Raw genomic sequence first — 25710 nt, 5'->3', positions numbered from 1 at the left:
GATGTTCGTCCGGTCAGTTTTATCGAGCTATTCCAAGCTCTTGGCGGGTGTCTCGCTGGCCCTGATGGCAGCGACCCTGGCCGGGTGCAATGACACCGTCGCTGAGAAGGCCGAGCCGCCGCGGCCGGTTCTGGTCGCAACCGCCCATTATGATGCCGAGACGCCGGAGCGCAGCTTCGTCGGCACCGTCAGGCCCCGGATCGAGAGCGATCTTGGTTTCCGCGTGGCCGGCAAGGTCGCCAAGCGCCTTGTGGAGGTCGGCCAGACCGTCGAAATCGGCCAGCCGCTCGCCACCCTCGATGAGGTCGATCTGAAGCTCCAGGCCGAGCAGGCCGTAGCCGAGCAGACGGCGGCGACCGGTGTGCTGGCCCAGGCCGCCGCCGCCGAGCAGCGCGCCAAGGATTTGAAGGCCAAGGGCTGGACCACCGATGCGCAACTGGATTCGAGCCGAGCCTCCGCCGATGAGGCGCGCGCGCGTCTCGACCGCGCCGTCCGCTCGGTCGAGCTGACCAAGAATTCTCTTTCCTACGCGACGCTCAACGCCGACGCCCGTGGCGTCGTCACCGCAACGCTGATCGAGCCCGGCCAGGTGGTCGCCGCGGGCCAGGCCTCGATCCGTGTCGCCCGCTTTGCCGAAAAGGAAGCGGTCGTCGCGATCCCTGAGACGCTGGTTGGACGCGCCAAATCGGGCGTCGCCAGCGTCACTCTTTGGTCGGAACCGGACAAGAAGTACGCGGCGAAGCTGCGCGAGATCGCGCCGGCGGCGGACCCCGCCACGCGCACCTATCTCGCCAAGTTCTCGCTGCCCGAGGCCGACGACAAGGTCGCGCTCGGCATGACCGCGACGCTGACGCTGTCGGATGCCGCCACCGAGCGCGTCGCGCGGCTGCCGCTGTCGGCGCTGTTCAACGAGGGCGGCAAGCCATCCTTCTACGTCGTCGACGATAATGGCGGGGTCACGCTGAAGCCTGTCGCGGTGAAGTCCTACGAGAGCAGCGACGTCGTCATCACCAGCGGCGTGGAAGAGGGCGCCAAGATCGTGGCCCTCGGCGTGCAGAAGCTCGATCCCGGCCAGAAGGTGCGGGTCGTGTCTTCATTGTCTTTCTAAAGCTTACGAGTTCCGTCGTGTGAGGTGAGTTTCGGCCTTTGTCCCTAAGCAAAGGCTGAAGCGGCGAAGCGATCCAGAACCTGCCCAGCCCCCTGGATTGCTTCGCTGCCTCGCGACGACGGTTTGAACAGAGCGGCTGTGGTTTTTTGCAACTGGATCGTCTTTCGGAGAGTGCGATGAAGCGCTTCAACCTTTCGGCCTGGGCCGTCAGCCATCCGACGCTGGTGCTCTTCCTGATGATCATCCTCGGCGTCGCCGGCTTCTTCTCCTATGAGAAGCTCGGCCGCGCCGAAGATCCGTTCTTCACGGTGAAGGTGGTCAACGTCTCCGTGATCTGGCCCGGCGCGACTGCGCAGGAGATGCAGACCCAGGTCGCAGACCCCATCGAGAAGAAGATCCAGGAGCTGCCCTATTTCGAGAAGGTGCAGACCTATTCCAAGCCCGCCTTCACCGCGTTGCAGGTGACCTTTCGCGATTCCACGCCGCCGAAGGACGTGCCTTATCTCTTCTACCTGCTGCGCAAGAAGCTGGCCGACGTGCAGGGCCAGCTGCCCTCAGGCATCCTGGGACCCGTCGTCAACGACGAATTCTCCGACGTCGATTCCATCCTCTACATGATGACCGGCGACGGCGCCGACTACGCCCAGCTCAAGAAGGTTTCCGAAGGTTTCCGCCAGCGCCTCTTGAAGGTGCCCGGCGTCACCAAGGTCGACGTCTACGGCAACCAGGATGAGCGCATCTTCGTCGAATTCAGCCACGCCAAGCTCGCCACCCTCGGCATCACGCCGCAGGCGCTGTTCGATTCGCTCGCCAAGCAGAACAACGTGACGCCGGCCGGCACGGTCGAGACCTCGTCGCAGCGCGTGCCGCTGCGCGTCACCGGCGCGCTCGATGGCGCCAAGGCCGTCGCTGAAACTCCCGTCGAGAGCAACGGCCGCGTGTTCCGCCTGGGCGATATCGCCACCGTCACCCATGGCTATGTCGATCCGCCGAGCTTCGTCGTTCGTCAGGAAGGCAAGGCCGCGATCGGCATCGGTGTCGTCACCGCCAAGGGCGCCAACATCCTCGACCTCGGCAAGGAGGTCGAGAAGGCGACGGCCGAGTTCATGAAGGCCGTGCCGCAGGGCATCGACGTCAAGCTGATCGCCGACCAGCCCAAGGTGGTCGAGCACGCCGTCGGCGAGTTCGTGCACTCCTTCATGGAAGCGCTCGTCATCGTGCTGTTCGTCTCGTTCCTGGCGCTCGGCTGGCGCACCGGCATCGTGGTTGCGCTGTCGGTGCCGCTGGTGCTCGGCATCGTCTTCATCGTCATGAACACGATGTCGCTCGACCTGCATCGCATCACGCTCGGCGCGCTGATCATCGCGCTCGGCCTGCTCGTCGACGACGCCATCATCGCGGTCGAGATGATGGTGGTGAAGATGGAACAGGGCTGGGATCGCATGCGCGCGGCATCCTTTGCCTGGGAATCTACTGCGTTTCCGATGCTCACGGGAACGCTGGTCACGGCCGCTGGCTTCCTCCCCATCGGCTTTGCCAATTCGGCGGTCGGCGAATATGCCGGCAGCATCTTCTGGATCGTGGCGATCGCGCTCGTCGCCTCCTGGTTCGTGGCGGTGATCTTCACGCCCTATATCGGCGTCAAGCTGCTGCCGGAGATGAAGGCGCATCACAACCACGACCCGCACGCGGTCTATGAGACCCGCATGTACCGCGGGCTGCGCGCCATCGTGCAGTGGTGCGTCAATCACCGCATCACCGTGGTGGTCGCGACCGTCGGTATCTTCATCGCCTCGATCGTCGGCTTCGGCCATGTCCAGCAGCAGTTCTTCCCGCTGTCGGAGCGGCCCGAGCTGTTCCTCCAGTTGCGCCTGCCCGAGGGCACCGCCTTCAGCGTCACCGAGACGTCGGTGAAGAAGGCCGAGACGCTGCTCAAGGACGACAAGGACATCGAGACCTACACGTCCTATGTCGGTCAGGGCTCGCCGCGCTTCTGGCTCGGCCTCAATCCGCAGCTCCCGAACGAAGCCTTTGCCGAGATCGTCATCGTCGCCAAGGGCGTCGAGGCGCGCGAGCGCATCAAGGCCAAGATCGAGGGCGCGGCTGCCGATGGCTTCCTGTCCGAGGCGCGCGTCCGCGTCGACCGCTTCAACTTCGGTCCGCCGGTCGGCTTCCCCGTCCAGTTCCGCGTGATCGGCCCCGACGCCAACAAGGTGCGCGAGATCGCCTACCAGGTCCGCGACGTCATGCGCCAGAACAAGAGCGTCAAGGACGTCCAGCTCGACTGGAACGAGCAGTCGCCTTACCTGAAGCTGGTCGTCGACCAGGATCGCGCCCGCGCCATGGGCCTGACCCCGCAGGAGGTCTCGCAGGCGCTCGCGATGCTGATCTCCGGCTCGCAGGTCACGACCGTGCGTGACGGCATCGAGAAGGTCGGCGTGGTCGCCCGTGCGATCCCGTCCGAGCGCCTCGACCTCGGCGGTGTCGGCGATCTCACCATCACCTCGCGCAACGGCGTTGCCGTGCCGCTGCAGCAGATCGCCAAGATCGAATATTCCCACGAGGAGCCGATCATGTGGCGGCGCAACCGCGACATGGCGATCACCGTGCGCTCCGACGTCGTCGACGGCGTGCAGGCGCCCGACATCACCAACCAGATCACGCCGAAGCTGAAGGCGATCAAGGATCATCTCGAGCCGGCCTACCGCATCGAGGCGGGCGGCGCGTTCGAGGAATCCGCCAAGGGCAATGCCTCGATCTTCATCCTCTTCCCGCTGATGGTGATGGTGATGCTGACGCTGCTGATGATCCAGCTGCAGAGCTTCTCGCGCCTGACCCTGGTGTTCCTGACCGCGCCGCTCGGCATCGTCGGTGCCTCCTTGGGCCTCAACGTCGCCAACGCCCCGTTCGGCTTCGTGGCGCTGCTCGGCCTGATCGCGCTCGCCGGCATGATCATGCGCAACACGGTCATCCTGGTCGACCAGATCGAGACCGACGTCTCGCATGGCCTGACCCGCCGCGAGGCGATCGTGGAGGCGACCGTCCGCCGCGCCCGTCCGGTGGTGCTGACGGCGCTCGCCGCCATCCTCGCCATGATCCCGCTGTCGCGCTCGGCCTTCTGGGGCCCGATGGCGATCACGATCATGGGAGGCCTGTTCGTCGCGACCTTCCTGACGCTGCTGTACCTGCCGGGCCTCTATGCCCTGTGGTTCAGGAAGAGCCTGGACGAGGCCGGCACGCCCGAGCAGCCTGCCGCGCCGCAGCATGGGAGCGATGATCAGCACGCAATTCCGCTTGCTGAAGCGGCTGAATAAATGAGAAAACTACCGACGGACGAGTCCTGACACATGACACTGGTTGCGGAACATATCGAAGGCGACACCCGGGATCGTATCCTCGAGGTGGCCGAGCGGCTGTTCCGCCAGATCGGCTACCAGAAGACCACGGTCGGGGACATCGCCAAGGAGCTCAGGATGAGCCCCGCCAACGTGTATCGCTTCTTCGAATCGAAGAAGGCGATCCACCAGTCGGTGGCCCGTTCGCTGATGGGCGAGGTCGAGCTCGAGGCGCAGCGGATCGTGGCCCGGCCGGGTCCGGTGCTGGAGCGTTTCCGCGAGCTGCTCACCACCATCCATCGCATGAACACCGAGCGCTACGTCGGCGACAACAAGCTGCACGAGATGGTCGAGATCGCGATGCAGGAAGACTGGGACGTCTGCGTCGCCCATATGGAATGCATTGCCGGCTTCATGGGCCAGATGATCGCGCAGGGCGTTGCTTCCGGTGAATTCGAAGCGCCTGACCTGCAGCTGGCTTCGCTGTGCGCCTGCACCGCGATGATGCGCTTCTTCCACCCCCAGATGATCGCCCAGTGCGCCACCAAGCCGGGCCCGACCATCGACCAGATGATCGATTTCGTCATCGCGGGTCTGTCCCCGCGCCACTGACGGGGCGGGACGTTTCCCCCTATAAGCTGCTTCGCATTGCCCGGAATGGCGGATAGCGGAGAAGCAGCGCGTGACCGAGAAAGACCTCTACTTCTACGAGCCCTCCAAGGGCCACGGCCTCAAGCACGACCCCTTCAACGCCATCATCGCGCCGCGGCCGATCGGCTGGATCTCCTCCCGAGATACCAAGGGCCACGTCAACCTCGCGCCCTACAGCTTCTTCAACGCCTTCTGCTACGTGCCGCCGATCATCGGCTTCTCCTCCACCAACTGGAAGGACTCGGTCGCGAACATCAAGCAGACCGGCGAGTTCGTCTGGAATCTCGCCACCATGGACCTCGCCAAGCACATGAATGCGACCGCCGCGCATGTCGCCCCTGAGGTCGACGAGTTCGAGATCGCAGGGCTGACCGCCGTGCCCGGCAAGCTCGTCAACGTGCCGCGCGTCGGCGAGAGCCCGGTCGCCTTCGAGTGCAAGGTGTCCGACATCGTCCGCCTCAAGGGCGCCGACGGCAAGGAGGCCGACGCTTGGCTGACCTTGGGCGAGGTCGTCGCCGTCCATATCGACAAGGCCATGATCAAGGACGGCGTCTACCAGACCGCGGCCGCCCGCCCGATCGTCCGCGCCGGCCGCCGCGGCGACTACTTTGAGATCAAGCCGGAAAACATGTTCGAGATGGTCCGGCCGGATTAGGTCCGGCCAAGCCGTAGCCCTGCAGCCCGGATGGAGCGAAGCGAAATCCGGGGTCTCTCCCCGCGCGTATAGTATCTGCGGCGACAGATGTCCCGGATTACGCTTCGCTCCATCCGGGCTACGATCTTCACATCATCCCCCTCCCGGAACTGCCCCCACGCCCCGGCCGTTATGGTCCCCGGGGCGGCCGCCCGGCCGCGTCAATTCGCGTCTTTTTGCCGCCGAAGTGTTCACTTCCGCCGGCCACTTTCCGCTAAAATGCCCGACACCCGCGCCGATGCATGAGGTCCGCCATGAGCTTCCGCCGCGACAAAATCACAAAGCCGATTTTCTCCTGGGCGCGCGGCGTGCTGCCGGCGATGTCCGACACCGAGCGCGAGGCGCTGGAGGCCGGTGACGTCTGGTGGGACGCCGACCTCTTCACCGGCAATCCCGACTGGTCGAAGCTGCTGAAGGTGCCGCAGGCGACGTTGACCGCCGAGGAGCAGGCCTTCCTCAACGGCCCCGTCGACGAGCTCTGCGCCATGCTCGACGAGTGGAAGATCTTTTGGGAGTGGCGCGACCTGCCACAGGACGCGTGGGCCTTCATCAAGCGCGAAAGATTCTTCGGCATGATCATTCCGAAGGAATTTGGCGGCCTCGGCTTTTCGCCCTATGCGCATTCGGAAGTGGTGCGGAAAATCTCGACCCGCTCGATCGCGGCCGCCGTCACGGTGATGGTGCCGAACTCGCTCGGGCCCGGCGAGCTCCTGATGCGCTTCGGCACCAGGGAGCAGCAGGAGCGCTGGCTCCCGCGGCTTGCGGACGGCCACGACATTCCCTGCTTCGGCCTCACCAGCCCGGAAGCCGGCTCCGATGCCGCCTCGATGGTCGACACCGGCATCATCTGCAAGGGCAATTTCGAGGGGCGCGAGGTCGTCGGCCTCCGCCTCAACTGGCACAAGCGCTATATCACGCTCGGCCCGGTCGCGACGCTGCTGGGTCTCGCCTTCAAGGCCTACGATCCCGATCATCTCGTAGGCAGCCAGGACGAGCTCGGCATCACCGTCGCGCTGATCCCGACCAGTCTCCCCGGCGTCGAGATCGGCCATCGCCATCTCCCGTCGATGCAGGTGTTCCAGAACGGTCCGAATTGGGGCCGCGACGTCTTCATTCCGCTCGACTATGTGATCGGCGGCGAGGCGCGCCTCGGGCAGGGCTGGAAGATGCTGATGACGGCGCTCGCCGCCGGCCGTGGCATCTCGCTGCCGTCGCTCTCTGCGGCCGGTGCCGCCTATGCCGCGCGCACCACCGGCGCCTATGCCCGCATCCGCGAGCAGTTCGGCATCTCCATCTCCAAATTCGAGGGTGTCGAAGAGCCGCTCGCGCGCATCGTCGCGACCGCCTATCAGCTCGACGCGGCACGCCGTCTGACTTGTGCTGCTTTGAATGCCGGCGTTCATCCCGCCGTCATCTCCGGCATCATGAAGCTGCACGCGACCGAGCGGATGCGCACCGCGGTCGACGACGCCATGGACATCCATGGCGGCAAGGCTGTAATCGACGGCCCGCAAAACTACATCGGCAATCTCCATCGCGCGGTGCCTGTCGGCATCACGGTCGAGGGCGCCAATATCCTTACCCGCAATCTCATCGTGTTCGGGCAGGGCGCGATCCGCGCGCATCCCTATCTGCTCGACGAGATGAATGCGCTCGCCGACACCGATCGTGAGCGCGGCCTCACCGCGTTCGACAAGGCATTCTGGAAACACGTCGGCCATAGTTTCGAGACGCTGCTCCGTGCCTTCGGCCGGAGCTGGACGTTTGGCGCCTTTGCGCTGGCACCCGATGCGGGCGATGCGACGCCCTTCTATCGCCAGCTCTCGCGCTACTCCGCGGCGTTTGCGCTCTGCGCGGACATGGCGCTCTTGACGCTCGGCGGTGCGCTCAAGCGCAAGGAGATGTTATCGGCGCGGTTCGGCGACATCCTCTCCGAGCTCTACCTGCTCTCGGCCGCGCTGAAGCGTTGGCAGGACGAGGGAAGGCAGAAGGAGGATTTTGCCGCGCTCGAATGGTGCATGGCGACCGGCTTCAAGACGATCGAGAACCGCTTGGCTGAAATCCTCGCCAACCTGCCGAACCGCTTCGTCGCTATCATCCTCAAGCTCGTGGTCCAGCCCTTTGGCGCGCGCGTGCTCGGCCCGTCCGACCGCGTTGTGCACCAATGCGCAAGCCTGGTGCTGGAGCCGTCGGCCGCGCGTGAACGGCTGACGCCGGATCTGGCCCATGTCGACGACGACAGCGGCTTCGCCCGGCTTGAGCGCGCGTTCAAGCTGGTGGCGGCCACTGACGCGATCGCCAAGCGCATGCGCGCCGCGCACATCCGCGACTGGAAGGACGCCGTCGCCAAGGGCGTGATCACGCAGGCCGAGGGTGAGCAGCTTGCAGCCGCTCATGCAGCCGTCACTGAAGTCATCGAGGTCGACGATTTTGCGCCGGAGACGCTGTCGCCGATTTACAAGAAAACCGGCGACGTGCATCAGTTCTTCCAGGAACTCGGTGAGCAGAGGGCGGCGAGCTGATGGCACGACCGGTATTCATTGTCGACGGCAGCCGGACGCCGTTTCTGAAAGCTCGATCCGGGCCGGGGCCGTTCACGCCGGTCGATCTTGCCGTGCAGTGCGGCCGGCCACTGCTGGCGCGCCAGCCGTTTGCGCCTGATGATTTCGACCAGATCATCCTCGGCTGCGTCAACGTCGTCGCCGACGAGATGAACCCAGCCCGCGTCGCCGCGCTCCGGCTCGGCATGGGCGAGGACATGGTCGCCTTTACCGTGCAGATCAATTGCGGCTCCGGCATGCAGTCGATCGACACCGCCTATCGCTACATCCGCGAAGGTCATGCCGACATGATCCTGGCCGGCGGCACCGAGGCGCTGAGCCACGCGCCGCTGGTCTGGCCCAATTCCGGCGTGCGCTGGTTCGCAGGTCTCGCCACCGCCAAGGGCATGGCGGCAAAGCTCGCCGCGGCGTTCAAGCTGCGGCCTCGCTATCTCAAGCCGATCATCGGCCTCGAGCGCGGGCTGACCGATCCCATCACCGAATTGAACATGGGCCAGACCGCCGAGGTCGTCGGCCATCTCTTCGGCATTACCCGGGCGCAATCCGACGCCTATGCCGCAGAGAGCCATCGCCGGCTCGCGCATGCGCAGGCCGAAGGCTATCTGAAGGGCGAGGTCGAGACCGCGTTCTCCCGCGACGGAAAGTTCTTCGATCACGATGACGGCGTGCGTCCGGACTCGACGGCCGAGACACTGGCAAAACTCCGGCCGGTGTTCGAGCGTCCCTGGGGCCAGGTCACCGCCGGCAATTCCTCGCAGATCACCGACGGCGCATCCTGGGTGATCCTTGCCTCTGACGCGGCCGTCGCAAAGCACGGGCTGACGCCGAAGGCCGCGATCGTCGACAGCCACTGGGCCGCGCTCGATCCCAGCATCATGGGGCTTGGCCCCGTGATGTCGGCGACGCCTCTGCTTCAGCGCAACGACCTCACCATCAAGGACGTCGACACCTGGGAGCTCAACGAGGCCTTTGCCACGCAGGTGCTCGGCTGCCTCGCCGCCTGGAACGATGACCAATTCTGCCGCGAGATTCTTGGCCTCGACGGCGCGGCCGGCGAGATCGATCGTGAGAAACTGAACGTCGACGGCGGCGCGATCTCGCTCGGCCATCCCGTCGGCACCTCCGGCAACCGCATCGTGCTGCATCTCGTCAACGCCATGAAACGGCTCGGCACACGGCGCGGCGTTGCCACCGAATGCATCGGCGGCGGACTCGGCGGTGCCATGCTGATCGAGGCGGTGTGATCATGGATTCCAAAATCATGACCGCGCTCGCCGACCGTGTTCTGGAGCTCGGACCCCAGACTGCAGCCGATGGTCCCTACAAGCACTTCAAGCTAACGCGCGATGCCGACGGCGTCGCCTGGCTGCTGTTCGACCGCGCCGATACCAGCGCCAATACGCTCTCCTCCGACGTGATGGAGGAGTTCGATGCCGTGCTCGCGGCGATCGAGACCGAGCGCCCGGCCGGTCTCGTCATTCGCTCGGCAAAACCGTCCGGTTTCATTGCCGGTGCCGACGTCAACGAATTCCGCGGCGCCAGCGATCCCGAGATGGTCGAGACTCGGATCCGCGCCGCGCATGCGGTGGTCGATCATCTGGAAGCGCTGAAACTGCCGACGGTCGCGGTCATTCACGGCTTCTGCCTCGGCGGCGGACTCGAGGTCGCGCTCGCCTGCCAGTCGCGCATCGCGATCGACGGCGCGCGCTTCGGCTTCCCGGAGGTGATGCTGGGCCTGCATCCCGGCCTTGGCGGCACCGCGCGCTTCACCGCGCTGGTCAACCCGACCCAGTCGATGGCGCTGATGCTGACCGGCCGCACCATCGATGCGCGCCGCGCCAGATCGCTCGGCCTCGTCGACACCGTGACGCAGGAGCGTCACATCAGGGGCGCCGTGAAGGATGCGCTGTTCGGCCGCCTGAAGCGGGCGCGCGCGGGGCTCCTGACTCACGCGGCCAATTTCGGCTTCGTGCGCGGGCTGCTTGCGAAGCGCATGCGTTCGGAGGCGGCGAAGGCTGCTTCGCGCGAGCACTATCCCGCGCCTTACGCGCTGATCGATCTCTGGGAGACCCATGGCGGCAGCAAGGCGGCGATGCTGAAGTCGGAGCAGGCGTCCTTTGCCAGATTGATGGTGACGCCGACCGCGCAGAACCTGATCCGCGTGTTCTTCCTGCGCGAGCAGATGAAGAAGGCGGCAGGCCCCGGCAACACGATCAAGCATGTCCACGTCATCGGTGCCGGCGCCATGGGCGGCGACATCGCGGCTTGGGTAGCCGGGCAGGGGCTGCGCGTCTCGCTCGCCGACATGAAGGCCGAGCCGATCGCGGGCGCGGTGAAGCGCGCCGCCGAGCTCTACGGCAAGATCATCCGCAAGCCGACCGACGTGCGCGATGCACTGGACCGCCTGATCCCGGATATGGACGGCGAGGGCGTCCGCAACGCCGATCTCATCATCGAGGCGGTGCCGGAAAAGCTCGAGTTGAAACAGAAGGTCTATGCCGGTCTCGAGCCGCGGATGAAGCAGGGCGCGATCCTTGCGACCAACACGTCGAGCATTCCGCTGCAGGACCTCCGCACCACGCTGGCGCGGCCGGAGCAGCTGGTCGGCCTGCATTTCTTCAATCCGGTGTCGCGGCTGCAGCTTGTCGAGGTGGTCAGCCACGACGGCAACGACGCGCAGGTGCTGAAACAGGCGCTCGCCTTCGTCGGCGCGATCGATCGCCTGCCGCTGCCGGTGAAGAGCTCGCCCGGCTTCCTCGTCAACCGCGCGCTGACGCCCTACATGCTGGAAGCGATGGTGATGCTGGACGAGAAGATCGACCAGCGCCTGATCGATGCGGCCGCCGAGCAGTTCGGCATGCCGATGGGGCCGATCGAGCTCGCCGATCAGGTCGGGCTCGATATCTGTCTCGACGTCGGCGACATGCTGCGCACCAAGTTCGGCGACCTGCTGCCGCCGACGCCGGCCTGGCTTCGCGAGAAGGTCGTCAAGGGCGAACTCGGCCGCAAGACCGGCAAGGGCTTTTATACCTGGAAGGACGGTAAGGCCGAGAAGGCGCCGCTGCCGGAGACCGGCCCGCGCGTCACTGACCAGATGATCGACCGCCTGGTGCTGCCGATGTCCAATGTCTGCGTCGCCGCGCTTCGCGAAGGCATCGTGGAGGATCCCGATGCGGTCGACGGCGCCATGATCTTCGGCACGGGTTATGCACCGTTCCGCGGTGGTCCGCTGAACTATGCGCGCACACGCGGCGTGGAGAATGTCGTATCCACCTTGCGGGCGCTGACCGAACGATTCGGCGGACGCTTCGCGCCCGACCCGGGCTGGGACAATTTCAAATGAGAACCACATGACCGAGAAGTCCGACACCGCGCCGCGCGGCGATCTCTGCATCCGCACGCTGGCGATGCCGGCCGACACCAACGCCAATGGCGACATCTTCGGCGGCTGGCTGCTCAGCCAGATGGACGTCGGCGGCGGCGTGTTCGCATCGAAGGTCGCGAAGTCGCGCACCGTGACCGTCGCGATCGAGGCGATGAATTTTCGTAAAGCAGTCTATGTCGGCGATCTCGTCTCGGTGTATGCCAATCTTGTCCGCGTCGGCCGCACCTCGATGACCGTGCATCTGGAAGCCTGGGCGTTGCGGCGCGGTGAGGAGCATCCGTTCCTCGTCACTGACGGCAATTTCACCTACGTCTCGATCGACGAGCACGGCCGTCCGCAGGAAGTTCGTTCGACCGAAACACCGATCGCGACGTAATCGCGCGCGGCGCCCTGTCCCGTCTCACAAAGAGTTGCAGGGCGCCAAACGCGGCGCGACTGAGTCAACGCGTCGCGCCTTCGCCAACAACCAGTCACAAAACGGATGCGGTCCCCGCGTACCCATTACGCGTCGATTCGGGGTGGAAACCGGTTGATTTGCCCTAGGAACCAAAGGGCAGAGATGCCGTTATCTGCCCGCATTGAGGAATCTACGGGCATGTCGGATAGCTACATCATCGAAGTGAACTCGGAAGCCGCGGGCATCGTCGTTCGCGGCCAAGGCGGCTACTGCTTCTTCGCCTCGTCTCACCAATTCAATCGCCTCGAAGGCCAACTCTTCCGCAACGCCCGCGAAGCGGAACGCGCCGCGCGCAAGCTGGTTAACGGCGATGTGGAGGAAGCGGCGTAAGCGCCTTCCGCTGGCGAATTCTGACGCGCGAAGCGTGGCCGGAATTTTTTGCAGCCCTTGATGCTGCTGCCGTCTCGCCGCTGCGCGGCGAGCCACCCTCTCCACAAGGGGAGAGGGGAAGCGGGAGCATCACAACTTCGTCGCGGCGCGCGACAGGAGTTTCCACTCGTCGCCCTGCTTCTGCCAGTTCATCAGGATGTGAAGGTTGGTCGGCACTTTCTTCCCATCGGCCGCCATCTCCTGTTCCGCGACCCAGTGGAAGCGCACGATCGCGGCGGGGCCGACGACCTTGATGGTCGGGTCCTGATACGCGATCGACAGGAATTTCGATTTGCCGTCGGTGGCGTTGGTGATGAAGGTTGCCTTGTCCTCGACCTTGCCGCTGGAATGGCTGTAGCTGAGATCATCCCAGCACAGCGCGCCGAGGGCCTTCGGGTCGGCCGCGATCTGGGCGAGACGGAAGGCCTCGACCTTCTTCGCCACGGCTTCCTCGTCCGCCGAAGCGGCGAGCGCCGGTGATGTGAGCGCAAGCGCGGAGACGGCGAGAGTTGAGAGAGCCAGATCGCGTCGGTTGATCGTCATCGTTTCCTCCTTTTTGAACTTGCACGGAGTGTTGCAGCCGCGCGCGGCTTTGTCGAGTGTCGCGTGGTGGTTATGCAAGTGCGTCATTGCGCGATTGGAGCTGTATTGATACGCCTTCCGCATTGATGCGCCGCGCATTTGGGAAAGTACGGAAATGATCGAAGCTCTCGGCAAGTCGCTGCTGTTCGACATCGACGGCACGCTCGCCAACACCGACCCGCTGCACCTCAAGGCCTTCAATCAGGTGCTTGGGCCGCGCGGCCACGTTTTCGATCACGCGCGCTTCTCTAGGGAGCTGCAAGGCTTCGCCAATGTGTCGATCGGCGAACGCTTTCTGCCCGGCGAAACGGTGGAGCGGCGCGCGGTGATCCTCAGCGAAAAGGAAGAAATCTTCCGCGAGCTCGTCGCCGGCCAGATCGAGCCACTGCCGGGCCTGATGGCGCTGCTCGACCGGGCAGATGGCGCCGGCATTCCCATGGTCGCCGTGACCAACGCGCCGCGCCTCAATGCCGAGCTGCTGCTCTCCGGCCTCGGCATCACGCACCGCTTCAAGGCACTCGTGATCGGCGACGAGCTGCCGCACGGCAAGCCGCATCCGCTGCCCTATCAGGAAGGACTTCGCTTTGTCGGCGCCAGCGCGGCGGCCTCGATTGCATTCGAGGATTCCCGCACCGGCGTGCAATCGGCCACCGCGGCCGGCATTCCGACCATCGGGATCCGCACCAGCCTCAGCCACGCTGACCTTGTCGGCGCCGGCGCAGTCGCCTCCGCTGGGGCCTTCGACGATCCCGAGCTGCTTAAGCGTCTTGCCACCGCGATGGCATGGTGAGCGGCTTGGTCCATTAACCGTGATCGGCGTCCGCATTGACCGAGAGCGCGAACCGCCGCACCATGCGGTTTCCTGATTTGAGGCCATCGCCGTGACCGGACTGACCCATCGCCAAGCCGAAATCCTCAACATCGCGCGCGCCTCCGGCCGCGTCATGGTCGAAGAGCTCGCGCGCAGGTTCGAGGTCTCGGCGCAGACCATCCGCAAGGATCTCAACGATCTCTGCGAGCGCCGTTCGCTGACCCGCATCCATGGCGGCGCGATCATCGCGTCCGGTGTCGAGAATCTCGCCTACGAGGCGCGCCGCTTCGTCGCCGCCGACGAGAAGAAGGCGATTGGCGCCGCCGCGGCGTCGCTGATCCCGAACGGCTGCTCGCTCTTCATCAATATCGGCACCACGACCGAGGAGGTCGCGAGCGCGCTGACCTCGCACGAGGACCTCCTCGTCATCACCAACAACCTCAATGTCGCGATGCTGCTCTATCGCCATCCCCGCATCGAGGTGGTGGTCGCCGGCGGCACGGTGCGGCGCGCCGACGGTGCCGTGGTCGGCTCGACGGCGACGCAGCTGATCGGCCAGTTCAAGGTCGACTACGCCATCATCGGCGCGTCCGCGATCGACGAGGAGGGCGCGCTGCTCGACTTCGACTATCGCGAGGTGCAGGTGGCGCAGGCCATCATCGCCAATGCCCGCAGCGTCATGCTGGTCGCCGATTCCACAAAGCTCCGCCGCAGCGCGCCGGTGCGCATCGCCCATATCACCCAGATCCAGACGTTCGTGACCGACCAGGAACTTCCCGAGCGCCTCGCCACCATCTGCCACAGCAAAGGCATCGAGGTGATGGCGGCGATGCCGAAGGACGCGGCCGATATCGACGACGCGCAAGCCGAGCCGCAGGACGCCGCGCCCGAGGCGGCGCCGGTGGTGCGGCTGCGATAGCGGCTTTAAGCGGCGTCCCACGGGTTGAGCAGCGGAACGCCTGTTGGTTCGAAATCGCCCACATTGCGCGTGACAACAGTCAAGCCGTGAACAAGCGCGGTTGCTGCAATGAGCGCGTCGCGTTCAGCCCGCGGATTGGGTACGTGGAGTTGGGCACAGCGCTGCGCTACGGCCGTGTCGATCGCCAGGATCCGCCCTCCGAAGCGGGCCAGAATGTGATCGTTGATCCAGGCACGCAGCACGGCACCTTGCGCGGCGTCTTTGCGCTCGATCAGGCGTGCGCCAAGCTCAATTTCAAGAATCGAGATGGCGGACATGAAAAAGCTCGCCGCAGGCACGGCATTGGCCCAGGCGCGCACATTGCGATCAGCCTTGTCCGGCCGCCGCAGTTCGGAAATGACATTGGTGTCCAGCAGAAACATCAGTCGAGATCGGCGGGCCTGGAGATGCCGCCGGCAATTCGGGGCGGATCGAAATCAAAGTCCGCGTTGGCCTGCGCCAGAGCTTCGGCAAGGCTCATGTGCCCACCGCTCAGGCGCAGATAATCCTCGATCGTCAGCAGGACGTGGGCCGGGCGGCCACGATCCGTAATGAAGACTGGACCCTGCGAGGCCGCCTTCTTGGCGCCGCTCGTATTCTGGTTGAACTCTCGGCTGGTCAGGGTGGTCACCATCGTCAGCGCGTCCTCGCCGCAACAATCTCGTACTGACAAGTACAATATGTAGATATGTTGCTACATTCAAGATGTTCCACGATGGGCGCGAGTCCTGCCAATCAATAAGGCTGTCTGCTTTCAAACTGGCTCGTTCTCCTGCCGATTTTCCCGCCGAATTGGCGTTGAAGAAGTTCCTGTTTCACTTCCCTCCGTCTCTCTTTCATCTTGCTTTCGTTTTTCGGTGTGATCTAATCAAAAACGAAAGTAGCCGCTCGAAGGAACGAGCGGTCGCCGGGGGATGCGTCTGTTGGAGCGTATTTTCGATCTCGCCATCATTGGAGGCGGTGTTAACGGCTGCGGCATCGCGCGCGATGCGGTGGGCCGCGGCAACACGGTTTTCCTGTGCGAAATGAACGATTTGGCGAGCGGGACCTCGTCCTGGTCGACCAAGCTGGTGCATGGCGGCCTGCGCTATCTCGAATATTACGAGTTTCGGCTGGTCCGCGAGGCGCTGATCGAGCGCGAGATTCTCTGGGGCATCGCACCCCACATCATCCGCCCCCTGCGTTTTGTTTTGCCGCATCACGCCGGCCTGCGCCCGGCCTGGCTGCTGCGCCTCGGCCTCTTTCTCTATGACCATATCGGCGGTCGCCATCTGCTGCCGGCGACCCGCTCGGTCGATCTCAGGCGCGACGAGGTCGGCAAGCCGCTGATCCCGAACCGTTACAGCCGCGCGTTCGAATATTCCGACTGTTTCGTCGATGACGCTCGTCTCGTCGTGCTCAACGCGCGCGATGCCGCCGACAAGGGCGCCGAGATCCGCACCCGCACCCGCGCGACGGATATCAAGCAGTCCGGCGGCATCTGGACCGTCAGCATGGTCAACACGCTGACCGGCGAGCGTTCGTCGATCCAGGCGAAGGCTCTGGTCAATGCCGGCGGTCCCTGGGTCGAGGACGTGCTCGGCCGCGGCGCCGGGGTGAATGCAAAAGCCAAGGTGCGCCTGGTGCAGGGCTCGCACATCGTGGTCAAGAAGCTCTACGACCACGACCGCGCCTACATGTTCCAGAACGCCGACGGCCGCATCATCTTCGTGATCCCGTACCAGGACGATTTTACGCTGATCGGCACGACGGACCGCGACTATGACGGCGACCCCGCCAAGGTGAAGGCGACGCCCGAGGAGATCCAGTATCTCTGCGCCGCTGCCAGCGAATATCTGGCCAAGGCTGTGGCGCCCGAGGACGTGGTCTGGACCTATTCCGGCGTGCGTCCGCTTTATGACGACGGCGCCAGCGAGGCCAAGGCCGCGACCCGCGATTACGTGTTCGAGCTGGACACGCCCGGCGGCGTGCCACTGCTGTCAATCTATGGCGGCAAGATCACCACCTACCGCCGGCTCGCCGAAGAGGCGCTGGAACGGCTCGCGCCCTATCTTCGCAGTGCGAAAGCACGGGAAGGCTGGACCGGCAAATGGCCGCTGCCCGGCGGTGACATGGGTGTGTCCGACGTCGAAGGCCTCATTGCCGAACTCCAGCGCGGCTATCCTTTCCTCAGCCATGAGCATGCCCGCCGTCTCGCCCGCGCCTATGGCACCCGCGCCATCAAGCTGCTCGGCGATGCGAAATCAGCCGCTGATATGGGCCAGTCTTTCGGCGCCACACTGACCGAACGCGAGGTCCGCTACCTCATGGCCAATGAATGGGCCGTCACCGCCGAGGATATCGTCTGGCGCCGCTCAAAACTCGGTCTGCGACTATCTGCCGATGAGATCGCGGCGCTCAACGACTGGATTGCAACCCACGGTGTGTCGCAAAGTCCCCTGCTGGAAGCAGGAGGCCGCTCATGAGCGTGACACTCGATCACGTCACCCGGACCGTCGACGGTGTCGAGCACATCCGCGACGTCGTGCTGACGCTCGAAAGCGGCACGCTCAACGTGCTGCTCGGGCCGACGCTGTCGGGCAAGACCTCGATCATGCGGCTGCTCGCCGGCCTCGACAAGCCGACGTCAGGCAAGGTGCTGGTCAACGGCAAGGACGTCACCGGCGCCGACGTGCGCCAGCGTTCGGTCGCGATGGTCTATCAGCAGTTCATCAACTATCCCTCGCTGAGCGTCTACGAGAACATCGCCTCGCCCTTGCGCGTGCAGGGCAAGCCGCGCGAGGAGATCGAGACGCGCGTGGCGGAGGCCGCAAGATTGCTGCGGCTCGAGCCGTTCCTGAAGCGCACGCCGCTCCAGCTTTCCGGCGGCCAGCAGCAGCGCACCGCGATCGCGCGCGCGCTGGTCAAAGGCGCCGATCTCGTGCTGCTCGACGAGCCGCTCGCCAATCTCGACTACAAGCTCCGCGAGGAGCTGCGCGCCGAGCTGCCGCGCATCTTCGAGGCGTCGGGTGCGATCTTCGTCTACGCCACCACGGAACCGACCGAGGCGCTGCTGCTCGGCGGCAACACGGTGTGCATGTGGGAAGGCCGGGCGCTGCAGATGGGCGAGACCGCCAACGTCTACCGCCGTCCGCAGACCCTGCGCGTCGCGCAGGTGTTTTCCGATCCGCCGCTCAACCTCGTCGGCATCGAGAAGAAGAACGGGCACGTCGCATATGCCGGCGGCACGGCTTCGCCCGCCTCGGGTCTCTATTCCTCACTGGCGGATGGCGCCTATCGCGTCGGCTTCCGCGCGCACCAGCTTGCGCTTGCCAATGGCGAGGCCGACCGCCATGCCTTTCATGCCACTGTCACGGTGACCGAGATCACCGGTTCGGAGAGTTTTGTGCATTTGACCCGCGACGGATCGAACTGGGTTGCGGTGCTGCACGGCGTGCACGAGTTCGAGCCCGGCCAAACCATCGATGCCGTGCTCGATCCAAACGACGTTTTTGTCTTTGATGCAGCCGACCGTCTGGTCGCTGCGCCGATCTCTTAGGGGGAGATGCGCCATGGCTCGCATTGACCTCGTCGATCTCGCCCATTCCTACGGCGGCAATGATGCGCCGCAGGAGAGCTTTGCGCTGAAGCCGGTGACGATGACCTGGCGGCAGGGCGGCGCCTATGCGCTGCTCGGCCCGTCCGGTTGCGGCAAGACCACGCTGCTCAACGTCATCTCCGGCATCATCACGCCGTCCCGTGGAAAGATCCTGTTCGACGACGTGGACATCACACCGCTGTCAACCCAGAAGCGCAACATCGCCCAGGTGTTCCAGTTTCCGGTGATCTACGACACCATGACGGTGGGGCAGAACCTGGCGTTTCCGCTAAAGAACCGCGGCGTACCGAAGGCCGAGATCGACAAGCGGGTCGCCGAGATCGGCCGCCTGCTTGACCTCGAACCCTATCTCAATCGCAAGGCAACGCGCCTCACGGCGGATGCCAAGCAGAAGATCTCGCTTGGCCGCGGCCTCGTCCGCTCCGATGTCGCCGCTGTGCTGTTCGACGAGCCGCTGACGGTGATCGATCCCGAGCTGAAGTGGCAGCTCCGCTCCAAGCTGAAGGCGTTGCATCGCGAGCTCGACCTCACGATGATCTACGTCACCCACGACCAGACCGAGGCGCTGACCTTCGCCGACACCGTCGTCGTCATGCATGACGGCCGCGTGGTGCAGAGCGGCACACCCGCCGAGCTGTTCGACAAGCCGGCGCACACTTTTGTGGGCTACTTCATCGGCTCGCCCGGCATGAACATCCTGCCGGCGGAGGTGAGGGGACGCGAGGCCAGGGTCGACGGCCACGTCATCGCGCTCAACCGCGCTTACGACAATCTGCCCGCCGGCGCCAAGATCGAGATCGGCGTGCGTCCGGAATTCGTCGAGGCCGTTGCGCCCGCGCCCGGCCTGCTTACCGCGAAGATCGAGCGCATCGACGATCTCGGCCGCATCCGCTTCGCGCGCGTGCGCGTCGGCGAGGCCAAGCTCGCGGCGCGCGCACCGGTGGGATTCACGAGCTCGGACGGCAACGCCGGACTGAAATTCGATCCGTCGCACGTCCACGTCTATGCCGACAGCCTTCTGGTGGAGGGGGCCGCCTGATGGACAAGACCGTCAACCAAAAAGCCTGGTTCCTGGTGCTGCCGGTGTTCCTGGTCGTCGCCTTCTCCGCGGTGCTGCCGCTGATGACGGTGGTGAACTATTCGATGCAGGACACGTTCGGCAACAACCAGTTCTTCTGGAACGGCGTCGGCTGGTTCAAGGAGTTGCTCGATCCCTCGACCGATCTCGGCGGCCGCTTCCTCGCCTCGCTCGGCCGCAACCTGCTGTTCTCCGCGATCATCCTCGCGATCGAGGTGCCGCTCGGCATCGTCGTCGCGCTGTCGATGCCGCGCCAGGGCTGGACGGTCGCGGCCTGCCTCGTCATCCTCGCTTTACCGCTGCTTATTCCCTGGAACGTGGTCGGCACAATCTGGCAGATCTTTGGCCGGCCCGACATCGGCCTGCTCGGCTACACGCTGAACAGCATCGGCATCGAGTACAACTACGTCTCCAATGCCCTCGACGCCTGGGTCACCGTCATCGTGATGGACGTCTGGCACTGGACCAGCCTCGTGGCGCTGCTCTGCTATGCCGGCCTGAAGTCGATCCCCGAGGCCTATTACCAGGCCGCGCAGATCGACGGCGCCTCGCGCTGGGCCGTGTTCAAGGCGATCCAGCTGCCGAAGATGAACCGCGTGCTGCTGATCGCGGTGCTGCTGCGCTTCATGGACTCGTTCATGATCTACACCGAGCCGTTCGTCGTCACCGGCGGCGGACCCGGCAACTCCACCACCTTCGTGTCGATCGAGCTGGTCAAGATCGCGCTCGGCCAGTTCGACCTCGGCAAGGCCGCGGCCCTGTCGCTGGTCTACAACCTCATCATCCTGATCGTCTGCTGGATCTTCTACACCGTCATGACCAATGCAGGCGTCGAGCGTAAGGCGCAGACGGAGAAGGAGCCGGCGGCGGAGCCCAAGCCCGCAGGCGCGCTCCAGCCCGCGCCCGCGCTCAAGCCGCAGGAAGGAGCCGCGTGATGCACTCGATCCCGGGCCGCCGCGTCATCATGGCGCTGTTCCTGATCTTCCTGCTGTTGCCGATCTACTGGCTCGTCAACATGAGCTTCAAGACCAACGCCGAGATCGTCTCGACGATGACCTTGTGGCCGCATACGCCGACGCTGCAGCACTACAGGCGCATCTTCACCGACGAGAGCTGGTATTCCGGCTACATCAACTCGCTGGAATACGTCGTCCTCAACACCATCATCTCGATTTCGGTGGCGCTGCCGGCGGCCTATGCGTTCTCGCGCTACCGCTTCCTCGGCGACAAGCACCTGTTCTTCTGGCTGCTGTCGAACCGCATGGCGCCGGCCGCGGTCTACGCGCTGCCGTTCTTCAACCTCTATTCGGCAATCGGCCTGTTCGATACGCCCTGGGCGGTTGCGCTCGCGCATTGCATCTTCAACGTCCCGCTGGCGGTGTGGATCCTCGAAGGTTTCGTCTCCGGCGTGCCGCGCGAGATCGACGAGACCGCCTTCCTCGACGGCTATTCCTTCCCGCGCTTCTTCATCAAGATCCTGGTGCCCTTGATCGCGAGCGGCATCGGCGTTGCCGCCTTCTTCTGCTTCATGTTCTCATGGGTCGAACTGCTGCTCGCGCGCACGCTGACCTCGGTGCAGGCCAAACCCATCGCCGCGATCATGACGCGTACGGTGTCGGCGGCCGGTATGGACTGGGGCCTGCTGGCAGCCGCCGGCGTGCTCACCATCATTCCGGGCGCGCTCGTGATCTGGTTCGTCCGCAATTACATCGCGAGCGGTTTCGCGCTCGGGCGCGTGTAGGAGCGCTCATGATCCCGAAAAGTGGAAACCGGTTTTCGGACCAGATCATGAGCAAGGAGTAGAGCTTATGGAATCCATCGCATGGATGGCCTGGACGCTGCCGACGGCGATCTTCTTCGCCGCGCTGGCCTGCACGCTCGCGGTCATGACCTACCTTGCCGCGGTCTATCCCGAGGCCGAGCGCGTCGGCGTGCTCAGTATTCCGACCACGCGCGGCGACCGCCTGTTCATCTCGCTGATCACGGCGGCGGTCATCCACCTGCTGTGGATCGGCCTCGTCGGCACCGATGCGATCGCCACGCTGCCGATCGGCGAGGAGGGTTTCGAGATTTCGAGCCTCTGGCTCGCAAGTGGAATTTCGCTGGCCACGGCCGTGCTCATTTTTCGCACGGTCTGACGCTCGCGAAGGGACGGCCAGATCCGGGGACAACCGGGTCTGTATAAAATTTTGTCGCTGCAACGGAGGAACAACATGCGACAGTTTAGGAGAAGGAAAGGTCCATTGACCAAGAATAGCTTTCTGACCATGTCCAGCGCCGCCGCCATCGTTGCGGTGTCGTTCGCCGTCTCGGCGCCGGTGCGCGCCGCCGACGACGCCGCGATCCAGAAGTGGATTGCGGAATTCCAGCCCTCGACGCTGTCGAAGGACGACCAGAAGAAGGAGCTGGAGTGGTTCGCGAAGGCCGCCGAACCGTTCAAGGGCATGGAGACCAACGTCGTCTCCGAGACCATCACCACCCACGAATATGAATCGCAGACGCTGGCCAAGGCGTTCTCCGAGCTCACCGGCATCAAGCTCAAGCACGACATCATCCAGGAAGGTGACGTCGTCGAGAAGCTGCAGACCCAGATGCAGTCCGGCAAGAACGTCTATGACGGTTGGATCAACGACTCCGACCTGATCGGCACGCACTTCCGCTACGGCCAGACCATCGCGCTGTCGGACTACATGACCGGCGAGGGCAAGGAAGTCACCGACCCGATGCTCGACGTCAACGACTTCATCGGCAAGTCGTTCGGCACCGCGCCGGACGGCAAGCTCTACCAGCTGCCCGACCAGCAGTTCGCCAACCTCTATTGGTTCCGCTACGACTGGTTCACCAACCCTGACTACAAGGCCAAGTTCAAGGCCAAGTATGGCTACGAGCTCGGCGTTCCCGTGAACTGGTCGGCCTACGAGGACATCGCCGAGTTCTTCACGAACGACATCAAGGAGATCAACGGCGTCAAGGTCTACGGCCATATGGACTATGGCAAGAAGGACCCGTCGCTCGGCTGGCGTTTCACCGACGCCTGGCTGTCGATGGCCGGCAACGGCGACAAGGGCATTCCGAACGGTCTGCCGGTCGACGAGTGGGGCATCCGCATGGAAGGCTGCCGTCCGGTCGGCTCGTCGGTCGAGCGTGGCGGCGACACCAACGGTCCCGCCGCGGTCTACTCGATCACCAAGTACCTCGAGTGGATGAAGAAGTATGCTCCGCCGCAGGCTCAGGGCATGACCTTCTCCGAGTCGGGTCCGGTGCCGGCGCAGGGCAACATCGCCCAGCAGATGTTCTGGTACACCGCCTTCACCGCCGACATGGTGAAGCCGGGCATCGCCGTGATGAACGCGGACGGTACGCCGAAGTGGCGTATGGCCCCGTCGCCGCACGGTTCGTACTGGAAGGAAGGCATGAAGCTCGGCTACCAGGACGCCGGCTCGCTCACGCTTCTGAAGTCGACCCCGGCTGACCGCCGCAAGGCGGCCTGGCTGTATCTGCAGTTCATCGTCTCCAAGACGGTGTCGCTGAAGAAGAGCCATGTCGGTCTCACCTTCATCCGTGAATCCGACATCTGGGACAAGTCGTTCACCGAGCGTGCGCCGAAGCTCGGCGGCCTGATCGAGTTCTACCGCTCGCCCGCGCGCGTGCAGTGGACCCCGACCGGCAACAACGTGCCCGACTATCCGAAGCTCGCGCAGCTCTGGTGGCAGAATATCGGCGATGCGTCGTCCGGTACGAAGACGCCGCAGCAGGCGATGGACGCACTCGCGGCCGCTCAGGACTCCGTGATGGAGCGCCTCGAGAAGTCGGGCGTGCAGGGCGCCTGCGGCCCGAAGCTGCACAAGAAGGAGACGGCCGAGTACTGGTTCGCCAAGGCCCAGAAGGACGGCACGATTGCGCCGCAGCGCAAGCTCGCCAACGAGAAGCCGAAGGGTGAGACGGTCGACTACGACACGCTGATCAAGTCGTGGCCGGCGCAGCCCCCGAAGCGTGCGGAAGCGAAGTAAGCTACGCGTAGCGTCATCAAATGCGAAAGGCCGGGAGCAATCCCGGCCTTTTTTCTTCGCCTCTCCCCGTTTGCGGGGAGAGGCCGTATCGCATCGGAGATGCGATACGGGTGAGGGGGACTCTCCGCGAGTCCAAATGTCACCGTCCCCGTGGAGACTCCCCCTCACCCCAACCCTCTCCCCGCAAGCGGGGAGAGGGAGAAGAAAGTTACTCCGCCGGTTCGGCCGCCAGCGTCGGGTAATCCGTGTAGCCCTTGGCGCCGCCGCCGTAGAACGTGTTCTTGTCCCAGTCGTTCAGCGCCGCGCCCTGCTTCAGCCGCTCGACCAGGTCGGGGTTGGAGATGAACGGCTTGCCGAAGGCGATGAGGTCGGCTGCGTTTGCGTCCAGCACCTTGCTGGCGAGGTCGAAATCATAGCCGTTATTGGCGACGTAGGCGCCGGCGAAGCGCTTGCGCAACGACGCATAGTCGAACGGGGCGACGTCGCGCGGGCCGCCGGTGGCGCCCTCGACAACATGGAGATAGACGAGCTTGAGCGCGCTGAGGCCGTCGACGATATGGTCGTACAGCGCCTGCGGGTTGGAATCCGAGATATCGTTGGCGGGCGTCACCGGCGAGATGCGGATGCCGGTCCGATCGGCGCCGGCCTCGGCCACGACGGCCTTGGAGACCTCCAGCATCAGCCGCGCGCGGTTCTCGATCGAGCCGCCATAGGCATCGGTGCGCTTGTTGGCGCCGTCCTTGGCGAACTGCTCGAGCAGATAACCGTTGGCGCCGTGGATCTCGACGCCGTCGAAGCCGGCCTCCAGCGCATTCTTTGTGGCGCGCTTGAAATCGTCGATAATCCCGGGAATTTCGGAGAGTTCGAGCGCACGCGGCTCGGAGACGTCGGCGAAGCCGCCATTCACGAACGTCTTGCCCTTGGCGCGGATCGCGCTCGGCGCCACCGGGGCTCCGCCATTCGCCTGCAGATCGACATGCGAGATGCGGCCGACGTGCCAGAGCTGGATGAAAATCTTGCCGCCGCGCTCATGCACCTTGTCGGTGACCTTGCGCCAGCCGGCAACTTGGTCCTTGGAATAGATGCCGGGGGTGTCCTGGTAGCCCTGGCCCTGCTGCGAGACCTGGCTTGCTTCGGTGATCAGAAGCCCTGCGGACGCGCGCTGGCCATAATAGTCCGCCGCGAGCGTGCCGGGTACGAAAGTGCCGGGGACGGCGCGGTTGCGCGTCAGCGGCGCCATCACGAGGCGATTGGCCAGCGTGATCGGGCCGAGCTTGTAGGTCTCAAACAATTTGGTTGAACGGCTCATGGGAATGCTTCCAGGCGGTGAGAGGTCCGGAACACTTGTGCATCGCGGCAATCAACGCAAGGGAGGAGCCATACGGAAAGTGCAGGCGAGCTACGCGGCAGGGCCCGCGTAGCATAATTCATGTGCAATTTCGGCTGCGACAGCAGGATACCGCTATCGCAGCCGTGCGATTGCGCAAATCACTTGAGGCCCATCAGTTCAGGCCCATGAAATCGCGCTTGCCGATCTCGACGCCGTTGTGGCGCAGGATGCCGTGCGCGGTCGCGCAGTGGAAATAGAAGTTCGGCAGCGAGAACGCGCTCAGGAACTGCTGGCCCTTCAGGGTCGTGGTCTTGTCGGGCCCGGTCGGGAAGGTGACGTCCTTGCTCTCGGCGCCCTCGAACTGCGCGGGCTTGAACGACTTCACGTAGTCGATGGTCTTGGCCAGCCGCTGCTTCAATTCCTCGAAGGTCTTTTCGGTATCGGGGTTGGAGGGCACTTCGCTGTGGGTCAGCCGCGCGCAGCCCTTGGTGGCGAAATCGCTGACGAGCTGGATCTGCTTCGACAGCGGCAGCATGTCCGGAAACAGGCGGGAGCCGAGCAGCACGCTCGGGTCGATCTTCTTGGCCACGCAATGCGCCTCGGCTTTGGTGAGCAGGCCGGACAGGCTGTTCAGCATTTGCAAATAGGCGGGGACGACGGCGTCGTAGAAGGACATGTGATGCTCGCTTCAATGATGGGAAATCTCAGGAGAAAACCTGAGCCACTCACATGGGAGCCTCATGGAATAATACAATCGCGGAAATGGCTTGTGCGGTGCGAAAA

23 protein-coding genes are annotated in these 25710 nt (G+C 64.5%); 18 read left to right on the top strand and 5 right to left on the bottom strand.

Annotated elements, in window-relative coordinates:
- Position 1: 1 nt before the first annotated feature.
- From RAD16_RS20110 to RAD16_RS20070, 9 genes are all read left to right on the top strand, one after another.
- Positions 2 to 1108 carry an efflux RND transporter periplasmic adaptor subunit gene (locus RAD16_RS20110; RefSeq protein ID WP_458159631.1) on the top strand — a complete coding sequence of 369 codons (1107 nt, stop codon included), beginning with the start codon at positions 2 to 4 and terminating at the stop codon, positions 1106 to 1108.
- A 176-nt stretch (positions 1109 to 1284) separates the two neighbouring features.
- Positions 1285 to 4422, top strand: a complete 3138-nt coding sequence (locus RAD16_RS20105) for an efflux RND transporter permease subunit (protein ID WP_458159630.1) — start codon at positions 1285 to 1287, stop codon at positions 4420 to 4422.
- Positions 4423 to 4455: 33 nt separating this feature from the next.
- Positions 4456 to 5055 carry a TetR/AcrR family transcriptional regulator gene (locus tag RAD16_RS20100; RefSeq protein WP_458159629.1) on the top strand — a complete coding sequence of 200 codons (600 nt, stop codon included), beginning with the start codon at positions 4456 to 4458 and terminating at the stop codon, positions 5053 to 5055.
- Positions 5056 to 5125: 70 nt separating this feature from the next.
- Positions 5126 to 5749 (top strand): flavin reductase family protein, encoded by a 624-nt coding sequence (locus tag RAD16_RS20095; RefSeq protein WP_458159628.1) that lies wholly within the window; start codon positions 5126 to 5128, stop codon positions 5747 to 5749.
- A gap of 293 nt (positions 5750 to 6042) precedes the next feature.
- Positions 6043 to 8310 (top strand): acyl-CoA dehydrogenase, encoded by a 2268-nt coding sequence (locus RAD16_RS20090; RefSeq protein WP_458159627.1) that lies wholly within the window; start codon positions 6043 to 6045, stop codon positions 8308 to 8310.
- Positions 8310 to 9593: an acetyl-CoA C-acetyltransferase gene (locus RAD16_RS20085; protein ID WP_458159626.1), complete on the top strand. Its 1284-nt coding sequence runs from the start codon at positions 8310 to 8312 to the stop codon at positions 9591 to 9593. The genes RAD16_RS20090 and RAD16_RS20085 overlap by 1 nt, the downstream gene beginning before the upstream one ends.
- Positions 9594 to 9595: 2 nt before the next feature.
- Positions 9596 to 11692, top strand: a complete 2097-nt coding sequence (locus RAD16_RS20080) for a 3-hydroxyacyl-CoA dehydrogenase NAD-binding domain-containing protein (protein ID WP_458159625.1) — start codon at positions 9596 to 9598, stop codon at positions 11690 to 11692.
- 7 nt (positions 11693 to 11699) lie between these two features.
- Positions 11700 to 12110, top strand: coding sequence for an acyl-CoA thioesterase (locus tag RAD16_RS20075; RefSeq protein WP_326899210.1), 411 nt, complete (start codon positions 11700 to 11702; stop codon positions 12108 to 12110).
- A gap of 219 nt (positions 12111 to 12329) precedes the next feature.
- Complete coding sequence (locus tag RAD16_RS20070; RefSeq protein ID WP_458159662.1) at positions 12330 to 12521, top strand: hypothetical protein; 192 nt, start codon at positions 12330 to 12332, stop codon at positions 12519 to 12521.
- A gap of 129 nt (positions 12522 to 12650) precedes the next feature.
- Here the strand turns inward: RAD16_RS20070 and RAD16_RS20065 are convergent, their stop codons facing one another.
- The gene (locus RAD16_RS20065; RefSeq protein ID WP_458159624.1) at positions 12651 to 13103 is read right to left on the bottom strand and encodes a nuclear transport factor 2 family protein; all 453 of its coding nucleotides are present in this window, start codon (positions 13101 to 13103) and stop codon (positions 12651 to 12653) included.
- 154 nt (positions 13104 to 13257) lie between these two features.
- Here RAD16_RS20065 and RAD16_RS20060 point away from each other — a divergent pair, with 154 nt between their 5' ends.
- Entirely contained in the window at positions 13258 to 13932 is a 675-nt protein-coding gene (locus RAD16_RS20060; RefSeq protein WP_458159623.1) for an HAD family hydrolase, read from the top strand.
- A 91-nt stretch (positions 13933 to 14023) separates the two neighbouring features.
- Entirely contained in the window at positions 14024 to 14872 is an 849-nt protein-coding gene (locus RAD16_RS20055; protein ID WP_458159622.1) for a DeoR/GlpR family DNA-binding transcription regulator, read from the top strand.
- 5 nt (positions 14873 to 14877) lie between these two features.
- Here RAD16_RS20055 and RAD16_RS20050 read toward each other — a convergent pair whose 3' ends face one another.
- Together RAD16_RS20050 and RAD16_RS20045 are read right to left on the bottom strand one after the other, a co-directional pair.
- Complete coding sequence (locus RAD16_RS20050; protein WP_458159621.1) at positions 14878 to 15294, bottom strand: PIN domain-containing protein; 417 nt, start codon at positions 15292 to 15294, stop codon at positions 14878 to 14880.
- The gene (locus tag RAD16_RS20045; RefSeq protein ID WP_458159620.1) at positions 15294 to 15545 is read right to left on the bottom strand and encodes a type II toxin-antitoxin system Phd/YefM family antitoxin; all 252 of its coding nucleotides are present in this window, start codon (positions 15543 to 15545) and stop codon (positions 15294 to 15296) included. The genes RAD16_RS20050 and RAD16_RS20045 overlap by 1 nt, the downstream gene beginning before the upstream one ends.
- 280 nt (positions 15546 to 15825) lie before the next feature.
- Between RAD16_RS20045 and glpD the strand changes: the two genes are divergently transcribed.
- From glpD to RAD16_RS20010, 7 genes are all read left to right on the top strand, one after another.
- Positions 15826 to 17376 carry a glycerol-3-phosphate dehydrogenase gene (glpD, locus tag RAD16_RS20040; protein WP_458159619.1) on the top strand — a complete coding sequence of 517 codons (1551 nt, stop codon included), beginning with the start codon at positions 15826 to 15828 and terminating at the stop codon, positions 17374 to 17376.
- The gene (locus RAD16_RS20035; protein ID WP_458159618.1) at positions 17373 to 18449 is read left to right on the top strand and encodes an ABC transporter ATP-binding protein; all 1077 of its coding nucleotides are present in this window, start codon (positions 17373 to 17375) and stop codon (positions 18447 to 18449) included. Before glpD ends, RAD16_RS20035 begins: the two co-directional genes overlap by 4 nt.
- A gap of 13 nt (positions 18450 to 18462) precedes the next feature.
- The gene (locus tag RAD16_RS20030; RefSeq protein ID WP_458159617.1) at positions 18463 to 19548 is read left to right on the top strand and encodes an ABC transporter ATP-binding protein; all 1086 of its coding nucleotides are present in this window, start codon (positions 18463 to 18465) and stop codon (positions 19546 to 19548) included.
- Complete coding sequence (locus tag RAD16_RS20025) at positions 19548 to 20522, top strand: carbohydrate ABC transporter permease (RefSeq protein WP_458159616.1); 975 nt, start codon at positions 19548 to 19550, stop codon at positions 20520 to 20522. Before RAD16_RS20030 ends, RAD16_RS20025 begins: the two co-directional genes overlap by 1 nt.
- A complete protein-coding gene (locus RAD16_RS20020) occupies positions 20522 to 21328 on the top strand; it encodes a carbohydrate ABC transporter permease (protein WP_247325747.1) in 807 nt (268 codons plus the stop codon). Before RAD16_RS20025 ends, RAD16_RS20020 begins: the two co-directional genes overlap by 1 nt.
- A gap of 67 nt (positions 21329 to 21395) precedes the next feature.
- Positions 21396 to 21725: a DUF2160 domain-containing protein gene (locus tag RAD16_RS20015; protein WP_458159615.1), complete on the top strand. Its 330-nt coding sequence runs from the start codon at positions 21396 to 21398 to the stop codon at positions 21723 to 21725.
- 129 nt (positions 21726 to 21854) lie between these two features.
- The gene (locus RAD16_RS20010; RefSeq protein WP_458159661.1) at positions 21855 to 23597 is read left to right on the top strand and encodes an ABC transporter substrate-binding protein; all 1743 of its coding nucleotides are present in this window, start codon (positions 21855 to 21857) and stop codon (positions 23595 to 23597) included.
- A 208-nt stretch (positions 23598 to 23805) separates the two neighbouring features.
- Here RAD16_RS20010 and RAD16_RS20005 read toward each other — a convergent pair whose 3' ends face one another.
- Positions 23806 to 24906 (bottom strand): alkene reductase, encoded by a 1101-nt coding sequence (locus RAD16_RS20005; RefSeq protein ID WP_458159614.1) that lies wholly within the window; start codon positions 24904 to 24906, stop codon positions 23806 to 23808.
- 193 nt (positions 24907 to 25099) lie between these two features.
- Positions 25100 to 25603 (bottom strand): DUF1993 domain-containing protein, encoded by a 504-nt coding sequence (locus RAD16_RS20000; protein WP_458159613.1) that lies wholly within the window; start codon positions 25601 to 25603, stop codon positions 25100 to 25102.
- Between the last annotated feature and the right edge of the window lie 107 nt (positions 25604 to 25710).

The sequence above is a fragment of the Bradyrhizobium sp. 18BD genome, from assembly GCF_054185225.1.
This window is presented reverse-complemented; position numbering and strand designations above follow the sequence as displayed.